This window comes from Amylolactobacillus amylophilus DSM 20533 = JCM 1125, from assembly GCF_001936335.1.
Classification (GTDB): domain Bacteria; phylum Bacillota; class Bacilli; order Lactobacillales; family Lactobacillaceae; genus Amylolactobacillus; species Amylolactobacillus amylophilus.
This window is the reverse complement of record NZ_CP018888.1, coordinates 556,582-575,446: the sequence shown is the minus strand read 5'-3', so window position 1 is coordinate 575,446 and position 18,865 is coordinate 556,582. Positions and strand designations below refer to the sequence as shown.

Genomic DNA, 18,865 nt, shown 5'->3' with positions numbered 1-18,865 from the left:
ACAAAAATGAGTAAAAAAATTATTATGCAATTGGATGAACTAACATGCCCATCTTGCTTGACCAAGATTGAGACTGCCGTGAAGAATACACCAGGTGTGAACGGTGATAGCGTGAAGGTCCTGTTCAACTCGGGTAAGGTGAAGGCAGAATTCGATGATGGCCAAACATCAGCTGAGAACCTGTCAAGCGTGGTTGCCGGACTGGGGTATGAAGTTGAGAGCACCAAAGTTAAAGACATCTAGGTTTCAAGTGCAATTTTAATAAAGACAGATAAATAAGAGTAAATAAGAAAAATGAAATTGAGGTAGAGAAACATGAGTGATCCTAAAAATGTTGCGGCTAAGTATGAGGCCGAAGTAAAACAAGCTGATCTTGACCACCACAAGCCAACAGCCGGTGCAATGACCGGCCATATCTTGGCAAACTTCTGGGTGTTCGAACTGAAGTTGCACCAAGCAAAGTGGTATCTGACAGGCGCCCTTGCCGTGGCAGCACAACCGTTGTTTGATGAGATGATTGCAAAGAACCGGGCGAATATCGATGAGCTGGGCGAACTGCTTTTGGATGAGAACGAAGTTGTCCCAACCACAACTAAGGAAGTACACGAATACGGTAAACTGACGGAGGATGGCAGCTATAAGTACCTCGACAGCGCAGAATTAGTTGGACAGACCGCCGCAGACTTTGTCACACAGGATATGTTTATCGATCGGGCTATCAAGTTGGCCGAAAGAGAGAATCGGCCAGCGTTGGCACAGTATTTGGTTGACTTACGTCGCTACAATAATCGGATGCAGAGAAAGTTGCAGGCCATCTTGGGCAAGACTGCTTGGGAAGATATCGTTGAAGTCGACGAGGATGACGAAGACTAGAGTGCGCAGTTCAGCGGGTAGCACACGAGAATTAACAAAGGTATAGTTGGAATTAATAGTAAATATCAATTAATCGGTTAAAATAGGAGATGGAAGTCTTCTATTTTTTCGATATTATTGATGGAATGAAATGAGGTTGCTTAAGATGACGGAGACAGCAGAGTATAATTCATGTTTATCCATCGTGCCGATTTTTGCAGGACTCGCCGAGGCGGATTTGCGGAAGATTGATGCGATTGTTACCCACGAAAAGTTTGCCAAAGGTGAGACCCTTTTCGGGCCCGGCGAGGTCGCTAATAAGTTACTGATCTTACATCAGGGCCAGGTTAAGCTGACTAGTTATGGTAGTGAAGGTCAGGAAAAGATTGTTTCTTTGCTACAAGCGGGTGACTTCGACGGAACGGCCAGCCTGTTTGAACCGGAGGAGCATACCTTATATGGGGTGGCTGTGACTAACGGTGAGGCCTGCGTTGTTAAGCGTGACGTATTCCAAGAGGTCATTCAAGAGTCGCCCCAACTGGCCTTACACCTGCTCAATGCATTTGGTAATAAGCTGGTTAAACAACAGAAGGAATCTGTTCGAAATTCGACAACGGATGCACGTGGGCGGGTGGCTAGCTATCTGCTTGAATACAGTAATCAGGTGAATGATAAGCGATTCGTGTTACCTTTTAAGAAATATGAGTTGGCTAATTTACTGGATTTGACACCAGAAACATTATCGCGTCAGTTGAAAAACTTGGAGAAAGACGAGCTGATCAAAAATCTGCCACACAACACGATAGAGATTGTAGACGAGGATGAGTTGAGCTTTTTAATTTAGAACAGAACAGAAAACCCACAAGCAAATTTGGCTTGTGGGTTTTGTAGTATTTAACTGCATAATTGGGTGGCACAACTTCTTGTCTTACCAATCACTCTGTGATTGCTAGCCAAGTTCGTTAGTGCTCAGAAACTAAGCGTGGGGTGTCACAACTTGTTAAACGTGTTCCACCCCACAACTTCCTCCGCCTAACTTCTTGTCTTACCAATCACTTTGTGATGGCTAGCCAAGTTCGTTAGTGCTCAGAAGCTAAGCGTGGGGTGTCACAACTTGTTAAACGTGTTCCACCCCACAACTTCCTCCGCCTAACTTCTTGTCTTACCAATCACTTTGTGATTGCTAGCCAAGTTCGTTAGTGCTCAGAAACTAAGCGTGGGGTGTCACAACTTGTTAAACGTGTTCCACCCCACAACTTCCTCCGCCTAACTTCTTGTCTTACCAATCACTTTGTGATTGCTAGCCAAGTTCGTTAGTGCTCAGAAACTAAGCGTGGGGTGTCACAACTTTATTTGTTACATTTCCATTCCCATCTTCTCGTAGCTCTCCATGCCAGCCATCCAGAGCTCCTCAGTCTTAATGCCCCGTTCCTCTGCGAAAGCGTTCATCAGAGTATCCATATCCATCAGCTTGTACTTCTTTAGTTCCTTCTCTGCTGGATCGTATGATTGAATCTGCGCCATCATACCACCATCCTCGTGTTCAATGATGTGGCAGTGGTACATGTAGACACCGGTTTGCGCAAATCTGACGAGAATCCGAACCGTCTCACCGGGATTCACCCCGACGGTATCCTTGTAGCCGTGCTCGTTTGCGTAAGGTTCGTGGCCATTTCTTGAGATTACGAGGAATTCCGTGCCATGCACGTGGAAGGGATGCACCATGCCGCCAACCATATCGTTACTATTCGTAATATCCCAGTACTGCGCTTTGCCAACCGGCTGTGTGGCGTCAATGCGCTGCATGTTGAATTTCTTGCCATTGAGCATCACTTCTTCATCCATGCCACTCATTAGAATTGCACGCACTGGTAGGTCAGGATCGGCCTCTTCCTTTGGTAAGTCAATTAATTTGTCAGGTACAACTGTGTTGTCTGGCGTGAAATCGTGGATTCTAAAACGAACGATTGGCACATCATCACTGAATAATGTGACCACGTCCCCTTCCTTGTAGTCCTTGAAGTCAACGATTATTTCAGCCCGCTCTGCGCACGTCAGCATCAACTTTGTGAATTTAACCGGCTCTGGCAAAAGACTGCTGTCTCCGGCAATCTGCGTAAATTCGAGGTTGTCTGAGAAGTGGAGCCGCCACTCACGTCTGTTAGCACCGTCCAAGATTCGTAGCCGTAGCTTCTGGGTCGTTACGTCGAAATACGGATTGACAGTTCCGTTGATTAGAGCTGTTGGTCCCTGAACACCATCTGGATCGTAGTCTTCGCGGTAATCCCACTGGTTGTTCTCATGGAAGCGCCGGTCTTGCAAAACTAGAGGAATATCGTCCACGCCGTAATTCCGTGGCAGTGGTAAGCTTTCCTCGTGTTCATCCTTTACAATGACCATCGTTGCTAGTCCATGCCAAACCTGTTCCGCTGTCGATGGGCAGGGATGTGCATGTAACCAGGTAGTCGCAGCTGGTTGATGTAATGTAAATTCGATTTTGCTTTCTTCGCCAGGATAGACGGGAGCGTGGCAGCCACCATCTATGTATGGTCCGGAAACGCCTAAACCGTGCCAGTGGAAGGTTGTTAGCTCTGGTAGGCTATTCTTTAGTGTCACGTGATTGTGTTTGCCGACATGATAGACAATGGTTTTGCCCAGTAAGCTGGCATTATAGCCCCATGTCTTAGTTTTCGCACCAGGGAGAATTTGCGTTTCTCCGGCCTGGGCCTCAACTGTGTAGTATGCATCCGTCGCGGTCTCTTGATCGGGCTCTAAGAGGGGCGGGATTGCAAGCGGAACTTCTGGTGCATCATAGACCTCAAGTGGTACATAACCGCCATCGTGGGTATTGAATGCAGCTTCATCGAAAAAATAGTCAGTATTAATTTTATTTTCCATTTGAATCCTCCTTTATGTAACCGACTTCATTTTAACATTTACACAGAATAGCGGAAGATATTTAGAGAATAAATTGTGAACAATATTCTAGTTTCATTAAGCTAAAGGTTTTTTGCGCATAGTAAACTTTTTTTTGGACATAATTTAGTGTAAAATCGGGACTGAACAAGAATTGAGGTATTGTATGACAAATCCAGATTTTACACCTATCTTATTAGGGAGCGACATCAATGTTTATGGTATGGCGCGCTCCTTTCACGAGGCATATGGCATAAAGGTTAAAGCGTTGGCAGCGGCACATTTGGCGGCTACAAAGTATTCACAAATTGTCGATTTAGAGGTACATGAGGGCTTCGGCGAAGATCCCGTCTTTTTTGAAGTAATGCAGGAACAAATGAAGCAATACGCAAACCACCCTGGACCTGTAATATTGATTTCTTGCGGTGATGGCTATGCTGAATTATTGTCGAAACATAAGGCAGAATTAGAGTCAACCTTTATCGTGCCGTACACTAATTATGATTTACTGCAGCAGCTGATTAATAAGGAGAAGTTCTATCAGATAGCTGAGGAGCACGGCCTACCATTTCCAAAGACAAAAATCATTACAAAGGCAGATTATCAGGCTGAAAATTACCTAACTATTCCCTTTAATTTCCCGGTGGCCTTGAAGCCGGCTGACAGTGTAACCTGGCTTGGTGTGCAGTTTGCTGGGCGCAAAAAGGCTTTTATTATTCATGATGAGGCAGAACTAGCCGACGTGGTGGGGAAGATTTACACTAATGGCTACGAGGCAGACTTGATTATGCAAGATTTCATTCCAGGTGACGATAGCAACATGCGTGTCTTGAATGCGTATGTTGACCAGAATCATCAGGTGAAGATGATGTGTCTCGGACATCCATTGCTAGAGGATCCGGCACCACAATCAATCGGCAATTACGCGGCAATCTTGCCTGAATATAATCAGAATCTTTATGAAACGGTTCAGAGTTTCCTCGAGGAGCTTGACTACGTTGGGTTTGCAAACTTTGATATTAAATATGACGCCCGTGATGGTCAGTTCAAATTCTTCGAGATCAACTTGCGTCAAGGCCGTTCAAGTTTTTATGTAACGCTCAATGGGTACAATCTTGCTAAGTGGTATGTTGAAGATTATGTGACTGGGGAACTCAACGAACGGGAGACCGTCTACGCAAATAAGATTAAGAATAGCTATCGTTTATGGTTAGGCGTTCCGACCAAAGTATTCGTCAAATACGCCACAGAGAATGATTCAAAGAGGAAGGCACTTGAGTTAATTAAGCAAGGTCGTGTTGGTACAACTGTCTTTTATAAGGGCGATCGCGGCCTGAAACACAATATCCTAATGCGGTACATGTTCCACAATTATTTCAAACGTTATCAGAAATACTTCGAGGAAAATAAGGGTAGGGACTTTAAGTAACATAGTTGAATTCGCTACTAATCATTCTAAACGCTACGGCGTTTTTTTATTTGACAAAAAATGACTGATAAGTCATTGACTAGTCAGTCATATGAGAATATAATACGGGTCATCATTGATAGAGAAAGATTTCGGAGGAGATAACAATGACAGAAAAAATGCTTGAAATAAAGCATTTATCAAAGAATTTCGGTAAATTTAAGGCACTGAAAGATATTAACTTTGAGCTGCATGCTGGTGAGGTGCTAGGATTCATTGGACCAAATGGTGCGGGTAAATCAACCACCATCAGAACATTATTGGGACTGTTGCAGGCGACTGGTGGTAGTGCAACGATATTCGGACTTGATGTCTGGCATGATAGCGTCAAGATTCACCGCAGACTTGCATACGTGCCAGGAGATGTTTATCTTTGGCCAAATCTTACTGGGGGAGAAGTCATCGACTTACTCCTGAAATTGGGTGGTCAAAAGCACACGACCAGAACAGATGAGTTGATTCGCCGTTTCGAGTTAGATACCAGTAAGAAGGCTCGGACATATTCAAAGGGTAATCGTCAAAAAGTAGCCATCATCGCAGCATTGTCTACTGACGCCGACTTGTATATCTTTGATGAACCCACGAGTGGACTCGATCCGTTGCAAGAGGTGATTTTCCAGCAAGAAGTGCTACAGCTAAAAGAAAAAGGGAAGAGTGTGTTGCTCTCTAGTCATATCCTTTCAGAAGTGGAGAAGATGTGTGACCGAGTGGCAATTATCCGTTCTGGCGAGATTATTGAGGAAGGAACGCTGGACTCAATGCGTCAATTCACGCGGGTACAAATGAGTGTCACGACGAAACAAAGTCTCACGGATTTATCCGAGGCAGCTGGAGTCCACGCCTTTGAGCTGAAGGGTGACAATAGTGCCACTATGCAGGTTGAAGCAGACCACCTGGAGCACGTGATGGCTGATTTGGGGAACCTCGGAATTTTGAGCATTCAGAGTACGCCGCCAACACTTGAGGATCTCTTCATGCATTATTATGAAGAATCTGGCATGGATCTGTAGGGGGCTTTCAAATGACAAATAATTTCGCACGAACGTGGCGGTTGTTACTCTTGAACCTTCGCAAGGATTGGCTGAAACTTACATTATGGTTGGTCATGTTACTGGGCTTATTCGCCTATACAGGTCCATACATGAATACTCTCTATGGTACCAAGGCCGAGCTTACATCCATGGCTGAGACTTTGAATACGCCATCTATGGTTGCCTTGCTTGGTAAGATGCCCCACGTTCAAACGTTGACTACAGCCATGGTTTTTGCAGCGGAGATGAATCTCTTCATGTCAATTATTGCGGCAATTATGAGTGTGCTCATTGTGGTTAAAAATACACGAGGAGCTGAAGAGGATGGCGTGGTTGAGCTGCTCCGTTCTCGTCCAGTTGGTCGTGGTAGCGTGAACCTGGCAGCAATTGGGGAGCTGGTGCTCCTGAACGGTGTCTATGCACTTGGTATCGGCTTGTTGGTGGGAAACTCTGGCATTTACGGTGGCTCGCTTAAAGGGGCATTCTTACTGGGGCTAGTTCAAGGAGCCGTGGGGCTACTATTTGGTCTCCTGGCGATCTTCTTAGCTCAAATCTTTGAGAATACCCGCACTGTTAGCGCAGCTAGTTTCGGGGCGATTGGTGTCTTCTATGTTCTGACGATGATGAACAATGTCTCGGACCTGGGGCTAGATTGGCTCAGCCCTTTCAGCTGGCTGGGACAGACACAGCCGTATATTTATGATGATTACTTTCCGTTGGTCTACTTCTTGACGGCAAGTTTCTTATTAGGCTGCGCAATTTTTCTGGTCTCACGAAACCGTGATGTCGGTGTGGGACTGTTAGCTCAGAGACCGGGTAATAGTCGCGCGGGCTCAGCCCTCCGCGGCCTCTATTCTCTGCGCGTACGGCTTGAGCGAGCGGGACTGCTCTGGTGGAGCGTTGCTGCCTTAGTCTTCGGTGCAACCTACGGATCAATTTTTGGTTCATTTGACGATTTGGTAAAAAATAACAAAACGCTCGCACAATTGATTGGTGCCAATCAGCAAAACGCGCTCTCACAGAAAGTGGCGCTACAGTTCGTGGCGTTGTTAGCTGTGGTTTTTGCTGTGATGGCCGTAATTTTCGGCAGTAACATCATCCATAAATTGCAGACAGAGCAGACCAAAGGAATGCTCGAATTACTCGAATCAAAGGCGGTTTCACGCGTTAAGTTCGTGACAAGTTACCTCACCGTTTCTTTGCTTGGAGCGGCAATCGTCTTTTTTGCTGGTGTACTTGGACTCTACTTTGCTGGTAATTCGGTACTGGAGAAGCCCATTGAATTCAGCCAATACTGGGAGATGTACCTCGCATATCTGCCGGCAATTGGCATCTTCATTGGTCTGGCCCTGGTCTTCACGGTTTATCTGCCCAAGTTATACATGCTGAATTGGCTCTACCTCGTCTTTGGCTTTGGCTCAATTTATTTTGGTGGTTTGCTGAAATTAGATGGTAACATTCAGAAGTTGACACCATTTGGCTGGTTGCAGGATATTCCGGTGAAGAGTCTCGATTTAGCCGCGATTACCACGCTTTGCGTGATTGCTTTTAGCTTGATTTTTGTTAGCATTATCGGTTATCGTAGAAAGGATTTAGTTTAAGAATATGGTGAATTATGGGTAAAACGGCGAACAAGAAAAATAATCCGGCGAAAACAGAGGCAATCCTTCAGGCGGCCACTGTAGAATTTGGCTTAAAGGGCTATGAGAAGGGGAGTACCGACGTCATTGCGGAGCAGGCAGGCGTCTCAAAGGGGACGGTCTTCAATTACTTTGACTCAAAAGAAAACCTCTATGTCACCGCAATTAGAACTGCGTACGAGCAGATTCTTGCGGTTTATGATTTCACTGAGTGGCAGGATATTCATGACTTCGCCGAGTTAATTGTTCGTAGCACCAACTACAAGATGCAGTTGGAGCGCCAGTACCCGCACCAATTCAAGATTATTGTGCACGCTTATTCCGAAATTGCCATCCTACCTAAATCAATCCAAGAAAAGCTGGGCTTTATTCTGCAGGAGTCAATCGCACTGAGCCAGAAGTTGAGTAAACAAATTTTGGCTAACATGAATGTGCGCGAGGATGTCGACAAAAAGCTGGTGGAGGAATACGTGCAGGCGGTGATGGGGGCGATTCTCAACCTCGTTATGCGGGATATTCAAGCTGTTCCTGGCGAGATTACAGAGATCGGAGAGATGGATAAATTAATCGAGAAAGTTAAGCTCTTCACCAAGTTGTTGGACGAAGGAATTGTACGTCAGTAAAAAATAACAAAAACGAAAAAAATAGAACAAAAACGAAAAAATATTTTAAAATTCTTGGAAGCGTTACCCAGCACAAATGATAGCGCTTTCTTCGTTTTTAGACCCTTTGACAACGCTTTCTATGTCCTTATAATAAGTGGTGTGCGGAAGTTAAATTAACTAGGACAAAAGGAGATTTTTTCATGACTGCTATTTCAACAGAAGTTGCAAAACATTTAGAGAATTTATCAAATAAGGATGGTGTTATCAGTGCCCTTGCGATTGATCAACGTGGTTCACTGAAGAAGATGCTTGCTGCAGCAGCAAATAAGCCAGCCGACGAGGAAACAATCGTTGACTTCAAAGTTGCTGTATCAAAGGAATTAACCAAGTATGCTTCAGCCATCTTGCTTGACCCAGAATATGGCTTACCAGCAGCAAAAGTACGTGATGCAAACTGTGGTTTGTTGACTGCTTACGAAAAGACCGGTTATGACGCAACGGAGCCAGGCCGTTTCCCAGATCTTTTAACACACTGGTCAGCACGCCGTCTGAAAGAAGAAGGCGCTGACGCAGTGAAGTTCCTGCTTTACTACGATACAGATGAGGATCAAGATATTAACGACAGAAAACACGCTTTCGTTGAGCGTGTTGGTGCAGAAGCCAAAGAAGTTGGTTTACCATTCTTCTTGGAACTCGTTTCTTACGATGCCAAGATTGATGACGTGCAGAGCGTTGAATATGCAAAGGTTAAGCCACACAAAGTCCTAGAAATGATGAAGGAATTCTCAAAGCCTGAATACAACGTCACTGTATTGAAGGTTGAAGTACCGTTTAACATCAAGTACGTTGAAGGATATGGTGATGGTGAAGTAGTCTGGACGAAGGATGAGGCCAAGAAGTTATTCAAGGAACAAAGTGATGCAACGAAGTTGCCATACATCTTCTTGTCAGCCGGCGTAACATCAGAATTGTTCATCGACGAAATCAAGATGGCAACTGAAGCTGGTGCAGACTTTAACGGTGTGCTTTGTGGCCGTGCAACTTGGAAACCAGGTATTCAGCCATTCGCTGCTGAAGGAGAAGAAGCTGGTCGGCAGTGGTTACAAACTCAGGGTAAGGCAAATATTGAAGCTCTGAATGCTGTGCTTGGTGGCGCTAAAGACTGGCACCAAAAGGTTGAAGTAAAATAGTTTACAGATAAACAATATAATTTAATTGAAATTTTGTTCGAAACAGACCCAGATATGGCTCGTTAGCCACGTCTGGGTCTTTTTGTCGCTCAACGACTTTGATTTATGAAGAAATCGGAGCTGGAAATAGTTGAACTATTGCCTCTCTTCTAAGTTGAAAATCGGGCGATTGAACTCCTTGGCTATAACATTTAATCGGAATGCGTGGACAAAGATCCAAGTTATAATCGTGTTCATCAAGAAGATAATAAAGAGGGAACTGAGCCCAACAATTAATTGCCATATTTCCGTGTTGTAGAAAGCGTACTTGCCACATAGATAAGCAAAAATAATTAAAAAACAAAATTTAGTAATCGTAAATAATCCTTGGTAAAATCTCACCAACGTTAATCTGGAAGCGATTAATTGTTTAAATTCAGGTGTCATGGGGGTAAAAACTGGCACGCTCATTCTTAGCCTAGATCCGCCTAATTTGATGGCTGTGGGTTTCGGATGATAACCAAACAGTTTAAACAAAACGAAAAAGCAGTTATAACCAAAATAAAAAATAAGTAACAAGGCCGTAATAAAGACGGACCAAGGTGCGTCATTTAGGTTCAATAAGTAGTCACAAATAAAGTTTGCAAGATAAAACCATGTAGCGATGATCAGCCAAAATAAGAGTGTGATTAGACCGTTCGATGGTAGTTCATCATTTGTGTTTTGTTTTTATTCGGTTTTTGTGTTTTTCGCTGCCATGATTTTTCCCCCATCCATTGATTAGTTGGCTAAAGAATAATACAAAATTCTAGAATTTAACACCTGTTATGTATTTGTTTTTTTCATATTTTTGGTTATTCCGCACTTCTTGAGCAGGAAACTAACCCAATAAAATATTTGCCAATCATGTAATAAAATCAGTCTTTTCTTAATATTGACAGATTTACTCTGATACTTTGTTGTAATGCGAAACACGCTAATTGTGGACTGATTAACTGAACTTAGCCAAACAGGTCTACGCTTCCCTCCCTGGTTACCAGCGTAACCAACATAAACAGTGTAAATATCATTTTCCTGCATCTAAGATAGACTATTCTTCTTCTAACCATGATTTAATTTCTTCTGGTGTTTTCAGACTGCTGGATTCAATCCGACTCTCTGCTATCGCTCGTTCTGTTGCAGCATGTAACCGCTCTGCAACTTGCTCATCTTTGGTAAGCTGTAGAGGAAATGGAAGACCACCGGTTGCAACAATTCGAGAGTAAAGGGCATTTACTGCTACGCTTGGTGTTATACCGAGTTGCTGCATGATTTTTTCAGCTTTAATAGTAACAGGTTGATCTATCTGGACCTGAATTTTACGTTTCTCTGTCGTTGCCATCAAAATGCCCCCATCTAAAATTAATCATATAGTAGTTATATTTACTATATCTTAGTAAAAACACCTAGATAATGATACTAACGTTGCTTTTAATTCCATGGTTTAGAATGGAATATTTTTCCTCCCATCTATATATAAATATGCAAGAAAGGAGTCAAACCTCTTCGGAAAATAAATTACACTAACTTAGCAGCTAACTGAGTTGCCTGATCTTTTGCATTTTGCAAGATACTATCTGCCTTATCTGGCGCAAATGCAGCGCCTTCGATGTAGATGTGGTGGACTTGGTTGAGCCCAATAAATTGCATCACGTGGTCAATGTATTTCGAACCGAGATCCTCGTCTTCCATTGCTGTTCCGTGATAGAAACCACCTGCGGCCTGAATGTGGACGATTTCCTTATCCTGGAGCAAACCAACTGGTCCCTCTGCCGTGTATTTAAATGATTTACCAGAAACTTGGATTAAATCGAGGTATTGCTTTAACTCGGCAGGTAAGAAGTAGTTCCACATTGGGTTTGCGAAGACTACTACATCGGCCTCATCGAACGCATTGAAGTAGTAGTTAAATTGGTGCATCACTTCAGTCTCCTCCGATGTTAGTTCTTGACCGGTGATGGTACTGAATTTCTCCTTTGCAATTGTGTCGAAAGAGCCTTGCGTGTAGTATGGTGGCTCCTGCTCGAACAAGTTGACGACATCAACAGTTCCTTCAGGGTTATTCTGTTCCCAAGCATTGATGAACGTGTCGCTAACCTTTAATGTGAGCGACTTCTCAGCGGTTCCGGGGTGGGCTATTACGTACAAAAGTTTTGGCATAGTTAAACTCCTTATCATTATTATTAATCTCCTTAATTATATGCTTACATTGCAAAATAGGTGGATTGATTTAAAAAAGTTTGTACGAGCAAAATTAAAAACACCAAAAAACTTTTCATTATGCTATCATGGATTCATGACTAGAAAAGGTGGTATATAAAATGTCTAAATTTATGACAGTTCGTGGCGGTGCTGGTGATGTAACCGTACCAGAGAATGCACGCCCACAAGATAACTTGTATCTTGCTGTAAATGCAGAATACTTAAAGAATGCTGAAATTCCTGCTGACAAGCCGGCAACAGGAAGCTTCAATGTCTTGGCAGAAAATGTGGAAAAGGCCTTGATGGCTGAATTTGCCGCTTTCGCCAGTGGCGAGAAAGAGACGCCTGCCGGCACCGAGTTTCAGAATGCGGTCGAATTGTACCGTCAAGCACTAGATTTCGAGCAGAGAAATGCTGACGGTGCAAAACCAATTCAGGGAGCACTACAAAAATTAGCGGATTTAAAGGATTTTGCTGATTTCAACAAGAAGGCTGCTGATTTCTCATTGAACGGTTTCGCTGTACCTGTAGATTTTGGTGTTGATACCGATATGAAGGATACGAAGCACCATGTTCTCGCAACGAGTGGACCAAGCATCTTCCTCCAAGATACGACCCAGTACGGTACTGAAGCTGGAGATAAGTTACTCAAGGTCTTTGAGTCACAGAGTGAAAATCTGTTGCAATTGGCCGGTCTTAGCGCTGAAGAAGCCGCTCAGTATGTCAGTGCTGCCCTGAAATTCGATGCTAAGGTTGCGAAGATTGTTAAGAGTAATGAGGAGTGGGCTGACTATCCTGCAAGTTACAATCCATACGACTTTGACGACTTTGCTAAATACTTCAAGAGCTTTGATGTGACTGGTTTCGTACAGCAGATTGTTGGTAAGGTACCGGAGCGGGTGATTGAAGCTGATCCTCGTTTCCTTGAGAACGCTGAATCACTTGTCAATGAAGCAAACTTCGCTGAAATCAAGGGATGGATGTTTGTGAAGTTTATTAATGGCGTGACGAATTCGTTGAGTCAGGAATTCCGGGATGCTGGTTTCCCATACAGACAAGCAATGTTTGGTGTGAAGGAACTAGCTGATCCTGAGAAGAATGCTTATCAGACTGCTAACGGACTTTTCGATGAAGTGGTCGGAATCTATTACGGTAAGAAATATCTTGGTGATGATGCTAAGGCCGATGTAATCTCGATGATTCACAAGATGATTAGCATCTATGAACAACGCCTATCGAACAATGATTGGCTTTCTCAGGCAACGAAGGATAAGGCCAAGGTTAAGTTGCAGGCAATGGTGCTGAAGGTTGGTTACCCTGACAAAATCGAAGAGATTTATTCACGTTACCAGATTAAGCCTACTAGCAAGGGCGGTTCGTTGTACGAGAACCTTCATGCTGCTCGTCTGGAACAGATTAAGTATAACCTAGAGAAGTTGGATCAAGATGTTGATCGGACAACCTGGAACATGCCTGGTAATTTGGTCAATGCCGGTTATGACCCATCGAAGAACGACTTGACCTTCCCAGCAGCAATTCTGCAGGCACCATTCTATGATCTGCAGGCTTCAAGCTCAACAAATTATGGTGGAATTGGTGCAGTAATTGCCCACGAAATTTCACACGCATTCGATAACAACGGTGCACAATTCGATGAATTCGGAAACATGGTGAACTGGTGGACGGACGAGGACTTTAAGCAGTTCAAAACAAGAACTCAGGCAGAGATTGATCTTTTTGACGGTATCGAATACGGCGGGGGCAAGATTAATGGTAAGTTGGTTGTCTCGGAGAACGTTGCTGATGTCGGTGGATTGTCCAACGCTATCGAGGCGGCTAAGTCGGAGGCTGATGCTAATATGAAAGAGCTCTTTGAGAATTGGGCTCGCGTCTGGGCAATGAAGGCTTCACCAGAGTATATTAATATGTTGCTGGCGGTCGATGTGCACGCTCCAGGTCCAATGCGGGCCAATGTGCAACCACAAAACTTCGCTGAATTCTATGAGGCATTCGACGTTCAGCCAGAAGATGGCATGTATCTAGAACCTGAGAAGCGCGTTAATATTTGGTAAAAGTAAAGATGATAGATGGAAAACGAAGCTGCAGCTTCGTTTTTTTGTGTGCCCCAAATCGATTAGAAGTTAGACTAAAACGTTTGTTATTCAATCTTGTCAACTCAACCTGCGTTATGAAATGAAAAGTATAGTCCATATAAGGATTCTGGCCTAGACATTTGGAAACGGGTAACAATAGTGGCATCTTAAACGCTCTAATAGCAGACGTTCGGCAAACAGGTATGGACCAATTATGGTGACTGAAAGATTTCTAGTTATAAAACTAAAAACAGAATTTATCGTGCTATGTTGTATGTGAAATTTAGGAAATATCAGTTATTAGGGAGTGGAGATGATGATGGAGCGTACTTTTAAAACGCAGGCAATACTATGGGAACTAGCTGTAGGTATGACGGGGATTATGTTTAGTTCAGACGCCGAAGATTACTATGAAAACAAGGAATCATTAGGCGAACCTGTTTCGACGACTAATGCGTACCACAACACGGATGTTGATACTGAAAATAATCTAAATATTTCTGGCACACAAGTTGGTGAACCGCTATCTGTTAGCAAGGATAGTGCTGAGCAACAACCACGAGGTTATTAACACGAAGGTCGATGGTGATTCGGTTACGGACGAGTTCTATGATAATACCGATGATGATCCAACTAATGACAAAGAATTTACCGGTTTTAAAGTTGGTGAGTCAGTCTACACCAATGTGTCCTATGATAATCAAGATAATGGTCTAAACGTTGCAGAGCCTAATCAGGTTGCAGAACAAGTGGATAACTATGAGACTGGTGATAATCACGCTAATGATGCTGAAACGCCAGGTAATTCTGTCGCAACAAATGTTGTAGAAAATACTCAAGTTCTGCCAGTTGCCAACAATGAGGCTGAGGCGTTTGTTTTTTCAAACGCTCAAAGTGCACAAGAACACGAGGCAAGCAGTAATCCTAAAGAGCCCATGCAGTAACTCAAGGTGTCCATAGAGCAACCACCAAGAAGAAAGCAAGTTCCCTGAGAAGTAACGCTCGTCTAAGGCATAATATAATTGCTTTTGGTGAAAATGAAACACCCGCACGTAGTAACAAACGTAAGCAACAGAGGACTAATAATACACAAAAAATTGCGAAAAAAGCGCATGCCAAGAACACCAATAGAAGTTCTGTGCCATTGGTCGTTGCACTTGCAGCGATTGCTACCCTAGGTCTTGGTCTCGGTGCCGGAGCAACAATTATGAGTGGAAAATTTCCCACTCCAAAAAAAATCCTCAATAAGTTAGGTAAATAGGGTAAAATTAAAGATAAATAGCCTTGCGCTATCTATCTTTTTTTGAGGAGTAATAATGAGTCAGACTTTGGAATATATTTACATGATTATTGGTGGCGTAATTGGCGTTCTTGCAATTGCGGCAACATTACTTAGAAGGCCGCGAGTTGGCGATTCGCGCGTGGATCGTTTTTATAAGCGTAAAATTACGCAGCAGGCATGGGTAATGGGCTCTATTTTATTTATTGGCTGGCTTGTGCTTACTTACATGGTAGTAATTAAATAATCAATTCTAGCTGATGCTTAGCAATTGTTTCAGGGATCCTTGCTTTAGCCGGTGTTGATCGTAAGAGACGTGCTTAATCAAAGATAAATACCGATAACTATGTTAAGTGATATAATTGCTAAAAGCTCAAAATTAGTTCATTCTAGTTTTGGGCTTTTTTGTTAAAATAGACTAGTTCAAGATACAATATGGATGATCAGAGTAGTTGATTGTGACACGAATTTGGGAATACCTCTACATGGTGGTCGGATATTTAGTACCGATTGCTGTACTTGTCTACAGTGTTAAGCGCACAAAGTACCAAGCAAAAACGCGAGTTAGCAGGTTAAATGAGCAGCGGTTAACCGCTCATAGTAGATTTTTTATCGTTCTACTACTTCTGGCGTGGCTCGCCCTAACCTATGTAGTGGTTTTCTAGCAAAAAAATCACCAAAAACATCTAGACATATGGTTAAAACACTGTTATATTAATAATGTAAGCGGTAACAATGCTTATTGCTTCAGGGGGAGACCAGCTTACACTCAATCACTAAACTAGATGAACAGATCCGTATTTCTGCTAAATAGACTCGCAACCAATACAATAGGTTAGTAAATCCTTTAATACCAAATATCCAGTAATATACTGATAATCGTTTTTTTCCTTTTCGTAATTCTAATTTGTTTTTACCTTCTTTCTTTTAAATATCAGCGGATCGTTTAATCTAAATAAAAACCCAGATGTTTACGCATCTGGGTTTTTATTTGTCATTATTTTGGTAACTGGTCGAATCTTGCTTTACGTTCCGGTGTGATTTCGCGAATGCGGTGTTTCCCTTGTTTACCCAAGATCAGTGGTACCTTCTCAATGACGGTATCAGAGTATTCAAGGCCAAACCAACTAGCGGGGTTACTTGAAAGATTCTGCAGCCAGACACGCGCTTGAATGATCCACTTCTCATAGCTCGTGAGCTCTGTTTGCGGTGAAATAACATCTTGTACGATGACGAAACTGAAATCACCAACGTCGCGCCCTGGCGTGGTTGTATATTCTTGCGGCTGTGACTCAATAGTCTTGTTCTCGATTAAGTCATGTACGATGTGTCTCAGATAGACATTAACCCGTTGCTCCTGTCTAAACCCAAGGTATAATTGGATGTTTATCACGTTTTTTGTACCATAGGTGTTAATTGCGTATTCGGCAGTGAAAGGTTCATCAGTAACATTCACGGTCACGAACCAGTAGGCGTGAGCTCGCTTAGGTCTTTTATCCAAGATGGAGTAGAGAATCTCACGTTTGATAAATTTATCGTGCTTCACCTTTGCCATATAGACTAAGTTAGTCGCATAGGTTGGATAGCCATTGTCGTGGCTCAAATCCGTCAACATGTCAGTGTATTTATCAAGGCGGACGTATGAGTTCTTGTTCTCGCGTTTATCCCGAATCCGGTTGCCGTAATACCAAACGTACATGGCGAAGAGAATTACCCCAGCGATGATTACCGTGACGTATCCGCCGTGAACGAATTTGATTAAACTGGAGATTAAGAACATGCCTTCAATTGCAGCGAAGAAGACTAAGAAGAGGGCGCGCCAGAATAGTTTGGCCCCCTTCATTCCGATGAATTTATCTAATAAGAGGGTTGTCATCAGCATGGTCACAGTGATTGCTAGGCCATACGCTGCCTCCATATGTGCGGAGTTTTTGAAGAATAAAACCACGCCAATTGTAGACACCCAGAGCATTTTATTGATTGCTGGAATGAATATTTGCCCCTGTTGGTTAGAAGGGAAAACGATGTTCATTCTTGGTAGGAACTTAAGCTTAACAGCCTCTGATACAAGCGTGAAGGAGCCTGTGATCAGTGCCTGAGAGGCAATGATTGCCGCAAGTGTTGCCAGGATAATTCCTACTAAGCGGAATTCTGCAGGGATTATTTCGAAAAATGGATTTAGTTCCCCGCTGGTTTTGAAATTCTGATTCTGTAAAATCCAAACTCCTTGACCGAGGTAGTTTAAAGTTAAACAGATAAATACGAATGGCCATGAGGCAAGAATGTTTCGCTTGCCCACGTGTCCTACGTCAGAGTAAAGGGCCTCCGCCCCTGTAGTAGCCAGGAAGACACTGCCAAGAATAAAGATACCAACTTTATTTGCTGGGCTAAAGAGGACCTTGATTGCGTAAAGTGGATTGAGAGCCTGGAGAATCGAAAGATCGCCTAACATATTAATGATTCCCATTAACCCGAGAAAGCTAAACCAGATCAGCATTACGGGGCCAAAAGCCTTACCGATGATGCTTGTACCCATTCTCTGAATGAGAAAGAGGACGGAAATAATCGCAATTGTGATGACAATGACGACCGTTTGATTGGGGACGAGAACGAGGTTGCCAAATTTCATACCCGTCAGACCTTCGATGGAAGTGGTCACAGTCACAGCGGGTGTTAAGACGCCGTCAGCTAACAGAGCCGCGCCGCCAATTAAGGCGGGGAAGACGAGCCATTTGGCTTTATTTCTCACAATGGCATAGAGTGCGAAAATACCACCTTCACCATGGTTGGTAGCGCGAAGGGCAATCAGGACGTACTTGACGGTGGTCAGTAGTGTGATGGTCCAGATAATCAAAGAGATACTACCAATAATTAAATCTCGATTGATGGAGGCTATTCCGCCGTTTCCATTCACAATCGATTTCATGACGTACAAAGGCGAGGTACCGATATCACCATACACGATTCCGATTGTAATCAGGATACCAGCAATACTCAGCTTCTTTTTGGTGTCTTTATTCATTATTACTCCTTAAGGAATTATCTAAAAAAAGAATGCATCCGCATTCTTCAATTATACCAAACTTTATGATAAAGCTGTCTTGCCTTCTTTACGAATTGACTCATACCATTCTTCCCATTGTGGGTAGGAGGTGAGGTTATTGACGTTAACATCCGACTGTTCGGCGATATCTGCCAGCAAGGTTTCGAACTTGGCTTGATGAGTCGCAATGGTCTTCTGTGCCAAGTCTTTTCTTGGAAGACTAATATTGTTCAAGATGTATTTGTTCAATTCCATCATTCCGTTGTGGGCGTCGAAGCTTTCCATTACCTCTAAGTTGTCTGTCTTGAACTTCTTAATGTAGAAGCTGGCAAAAGAGCTAATGTGTGCATCAAATGTTGGTATATTAGATGTAGGCATCTCAACTAATTCCGGCTTAGGTACGACCACGTCAAAGCCCGCACCCAGTTCTTCGGTCGTCTCATCCTCGTTATTTACATTCATAGTTTCACTATTATTCACAATTATTCCCCCTAGCCTAAAAGGCCATTAAATTGATTCCTGTATGAT

17 protein-coding genes are annotated in these 18,865 nt (G+C 43.2%); 12 read left to right on the top strand and 5 right to left on the bottom strand.

The genetic code is table 11. From position 1 onward, the window contains the following. The first annotated feature begins 6 nt into the window (after positions 1-6). From LA20533_RS03135 to LA20533_RS03125, 3 genes are all read left to right on the top strand, one after another. Positions 7-243, top strand: coding sequence for a heavy-metal-associated domain-containing protein (locus LA20533_RS03135; RefSeq protein ID WP_056945926.1), 237 nt, complete (start codon positions 7-9; stop codon positions 241-243). 72 nt (positions 244-315) lie between these two features. After that, a complete protein-coding gene (locus LA20533_RS03130; RefSeq protein ID WP_054746308.1) occupies positions 316-873 on the top strand; it encodes a ferritin-like domain-containing protein in 558 nt (185 codons plus the stop codon). Between the two features lie 145 nt (positions 874-1,018). Further along, complete coding sequence (locus LA20533_RS03125; RefSeq protein ID WP_054746309.1) at positions 1,019-1,696, top strand: Crp/Fnr family transcriptional regulator; 678 nt, start codon at positions 1,019-1,021, stop codon at positions 1,694-1,696. A 512-nt stretch (positions 1,697-2,208) separates the two neighbouring features. Here LA20533_RS03125 and LA20533_RS03120 read toward each other — a convergent pair. Continuing rightward, a complete protein-coding gene (locus LA20533_RS03120) occupies positions 2,209-3,750 on the bottom strand; it encodes a multicopper oxidase family protein (RefSeq protein ID WP_056946849.1) in 1,542 nt (513 codons plus the stop codon). Positions 3,751-3,934: 184 nt separating this feature from the next. On the opposite strand from LA20533_RS03120, the gene LA20533_RS03115 reads away from it, so the two are divergent. From LA20533_RS03115 to lacD, 5 genes are all read left to right on the top strand, one after another. Then, a complete protein-coding gene (locus LA20533_RS03115) occupies positions 3,935-5,197 on the top strand; it encodes a carboxylate--amine ligase (protein WP_056946847.1) in 1,263 nt (420 codons plus the stop codon). A 146-nt stretch (positions 5,198-5,343) separates the two neighbouring features. Then, positions 5,344-6,246: an ABC transporter ATP-binding protein gene (locus LA20533_RS03110; protein WP_056946844.1), complete on the top strand. Its 903-nt coding sequence runs from the start codon at positions 5,344-5,346 to the stop codon at positions 6,244-6,246. A gap of 11 nt (positions 6,247-6,257) precedes the next feature. Next, positions 6,258-7,868 carry an ABC transporter permease gene (locus LA20533_RS03105; protein ID WP_056946842.1) on the top strand — a complete coding sequence of 537 codons (1,611 nt, stop codon included), beginning with the start codon at positions 6,258-6,260 and terminating at the stop codon, positions 7,866-7,868. A 14-nt stretch (positions 7,869-7,882) separates the two neighbouring features. After that, the gene (locus LA20533_RS03100; protein ID WP_054746451.1) at positions 7,883-8,530 is read left to right on the top strand and encodes a TetR/AcrR family transcriptional regulator; all 648 of its coding nucleotides are present in this window, start codon (positions 7,883-7,885) and stop codon (positions 8,528-8,530) included. A 182-nt stretch (positions 8,531-8,712) separates the two neighbouring features. Further along, positions 8,713-9,702, top strand: coding sequence for a tagatose-bisphosphate aldolase (gene lacD, locus LA20533_RS03095; protein WP_054746450.1), 990 nt, complete (start codon positions 8,713-8,715; stop codon positions 9,700-9,702). A 1,069-nt stretch (positions 9,703-10,771) separates the two neighbouring features. Here lacD and LA20533_RS03080 read toward each other — a convergent pair. Then, a complete protein-coding gene (locus LA20533_RS03080) occupies positions 10,772-11,062 on the bottom strand; it encodes a type II toxin-antitoxin system RelB/DinJ family antitoxin (RefSeq protein WP_056946833.1) in 291 nt (96 codons plus the stop codon). 176 nt (positions 11,063-11,238) lie between these two features. After that, entirely contained in the window at positions 11,239-11,880 is a 642-nt protein-coding gene (locus tag LA20533_RS03075; RefSeq protein WP_054746447.1) for an FMN-dependent NADH-azoreductase, read from the bottom strand. Positions 11,881-12,041: 161 nt separating this feature from the next. On the opposite strand from LA20533_RS03075, the gene LA20533_RS03070 reads away from it, so the two are divergent. The 4 genes from LA20533_RS03070 to LA20533_RS03055 all read left to right on the top strand — a co-directional run bounded on the left by LA20533_RS03070 (position 12,042) and on the right by LA20533_RS03055 (position 15,541). Next, on the top strand, positions 12,042-13,994 hold the full coding sequence (locus LA20533_RS03070; protein WP_056946830.1) for a M13 family metallopeptidase: 1,953 nt from the start codon (positions 12,042-12,044) through the stop codon (positions 13,992-13,994). A 337-nt stretch (positions 13,995-14,331) separates the two neighbouring features. Further along, entirely contained in the window at positions 14,332-14,586 is a 255-nt protein-coding gene (locus tag LA20533_RS03065) for a hypothetical protein (RefSeq protein WP_141322602.1), read from the top strand. Continuing rightward, positions 14,558-14,959 carry a hypothetical protein gene (locus LA20533_RS03060; RefSeq protein WP_056946827.1) on the top strand — a complete coding sequence of 134 codons (402 nt, stop codon included), beginning with the start codon at positions 14,558-14,560 and terminating at the stop codon, positions 14,957-14,959. Before LA20533_RS03065 ends, LA20533_RS03060 begins: the two co-directional genes overlap by 29 nt. Positions 14,960-15,331: 372 nt before the next feature. Further along, entirely contained in the window at positions 15,332-15,541 is a 210-nt protein-coding gene (locus tag LA20533_RS03055) for a hypothetical protein (protein ID WP_054746478.1), read from the top strand. Positions 15,542-16,291: 750 nt separating this feature from the next. On the opposite strand, the gene LA20533_RS03050 is transcribed toward LA20533_RS03055, so the two are convergent. Further along, entirely contained in the window at positions 16,292-18,316 is a 2,025-nt protein-coding gene (locus LA20533_RS03050; protein WP_056946825.1) for a KUP/HAK/KT family potassium transporter, read from the bottom strand. Positions 18,317-18,379: 63 nt separating this feature from the next. Beyond that, positions 18,380-18,817 carry a hypothetical protein gene (locus tag LA20533_RS03045; RefSeq protein WP_054746477.1) on the bottom strand — a complete coding sequence of 146 codons (438 nt, stop codon included), beginning with the start codon at positions 18,815-18,817 and terminating at the stop codon, positions 18,380-18,382. Between the last annotated feature and the right edge of the window lie 48 nt (positions 18,818-18,865).

Excerpts from the sequence above, each read along its gene's own strand:
- LA20533_RS03080 (WP_056946833.1), bottom strand. The coding sequence starts at position 11,062 with ATGGCAACGACAGAGAAACGTAAAATTCAGGTCCAGATAGATCAACCT.
- LA20533_RS03115 (WP_056946847.1), top strand. The coding sequence starts at position 3,935 with ATGACAAATCCAGATTTTACACCTATCTTATTAGGGAGCGACATCAAT.
- LA20533_RS03110 (WP_056946844.1), top strand. The coding sequence starts at position 5,344 with ATGACAGAAAAAATGCTTGAAATAAAGCATTTATCAAAGAATTTCGGT.
- LA20533_RS03100 (WP_054746451.1), top strand. The coding sequence starts at position 7,883 with ATGGGTAAAACGGCGAACAAGAAAAATAATCCGGCGAAAACAGAGGCA.
- LA20533_RS03130 (WP_054746308.1), top strand. The coding sequence starts at position 316 with ATGAGTGATCCTAAAAATGTTGCGGCTAAGTATGAGGCCGAAGTAAAA.
- lacD (WP_054746450.1), top strand. The coding sequence starts at position 8,713 with ATGACTGCTATTTCAACAGAAGTTGCAAAACATTTAGAGAATTTATCA.
- LA20533_RS03105 (WP_056946842.1), top strand. The coding sequence starts at position 6,258 with ATGACAAATAATTTCGCACGAACGTGGCGGTTGTTACTCTTGAACCTT.
- LA20533_RS03135 (WP_056945926.1), top strand. The coding sequence starts at position 7 with ATGAGTAAAAAAATTATTATGCAATTGGATGAACTAACATGCCCATCT.
- LA20533_RS03125 (WP_054746309.1), top strand. The coding sequence starts at position 1,019 with ATGACGGAGACAGCAGAGTATAATTCATGTTTATCCATCGTGCCGATT.
- LA20533_RS03070 (WP_056946830.1), top strand. The coding sequence starts at position 12,042 with ATGTCTAAATTTATGACAGTTCGTGGCGGTGCTGGTGATGTAACCGTA.
- LA20533_RS03050 (WP_056946825.1), bottom strand. The coding sequence starts at position 18,316 with ATGAATAAAGACACCAAAAAGAAGCTGAGTATTGCTGGTATCCTGATT.
- LA20533_RS03055 (WP_054746478.1), top strand. The coding sequence starts at position 15,332 with ATGAGTCAGACTTTGGAATATATTTACATGATTATTGGTGGCGTAATT.
- LA20533_RS03075 (WP_054746447.1), bottom strand. The coding sequence starts at position 11,880 with ATGCCAAAACTTTTGTACGTAATAGCCCACCCCGGAACCGCTGAGAAG.
- LA20533_RS03120 (WP_056946849.1), bottom strand. The coding sequence starts at position 3,750 with ATGGAAAATAAAATTAATACTGACTATTTTTTCGATGAAGCTGCATTC.
- LA20533_RS03065 (WP_141322602.1), top strand. The coding sequence starts at position 14,332 with ATGATGGAGCGTACTTTTAAAACGCAGGCAATACTATGGGAACTAGCT.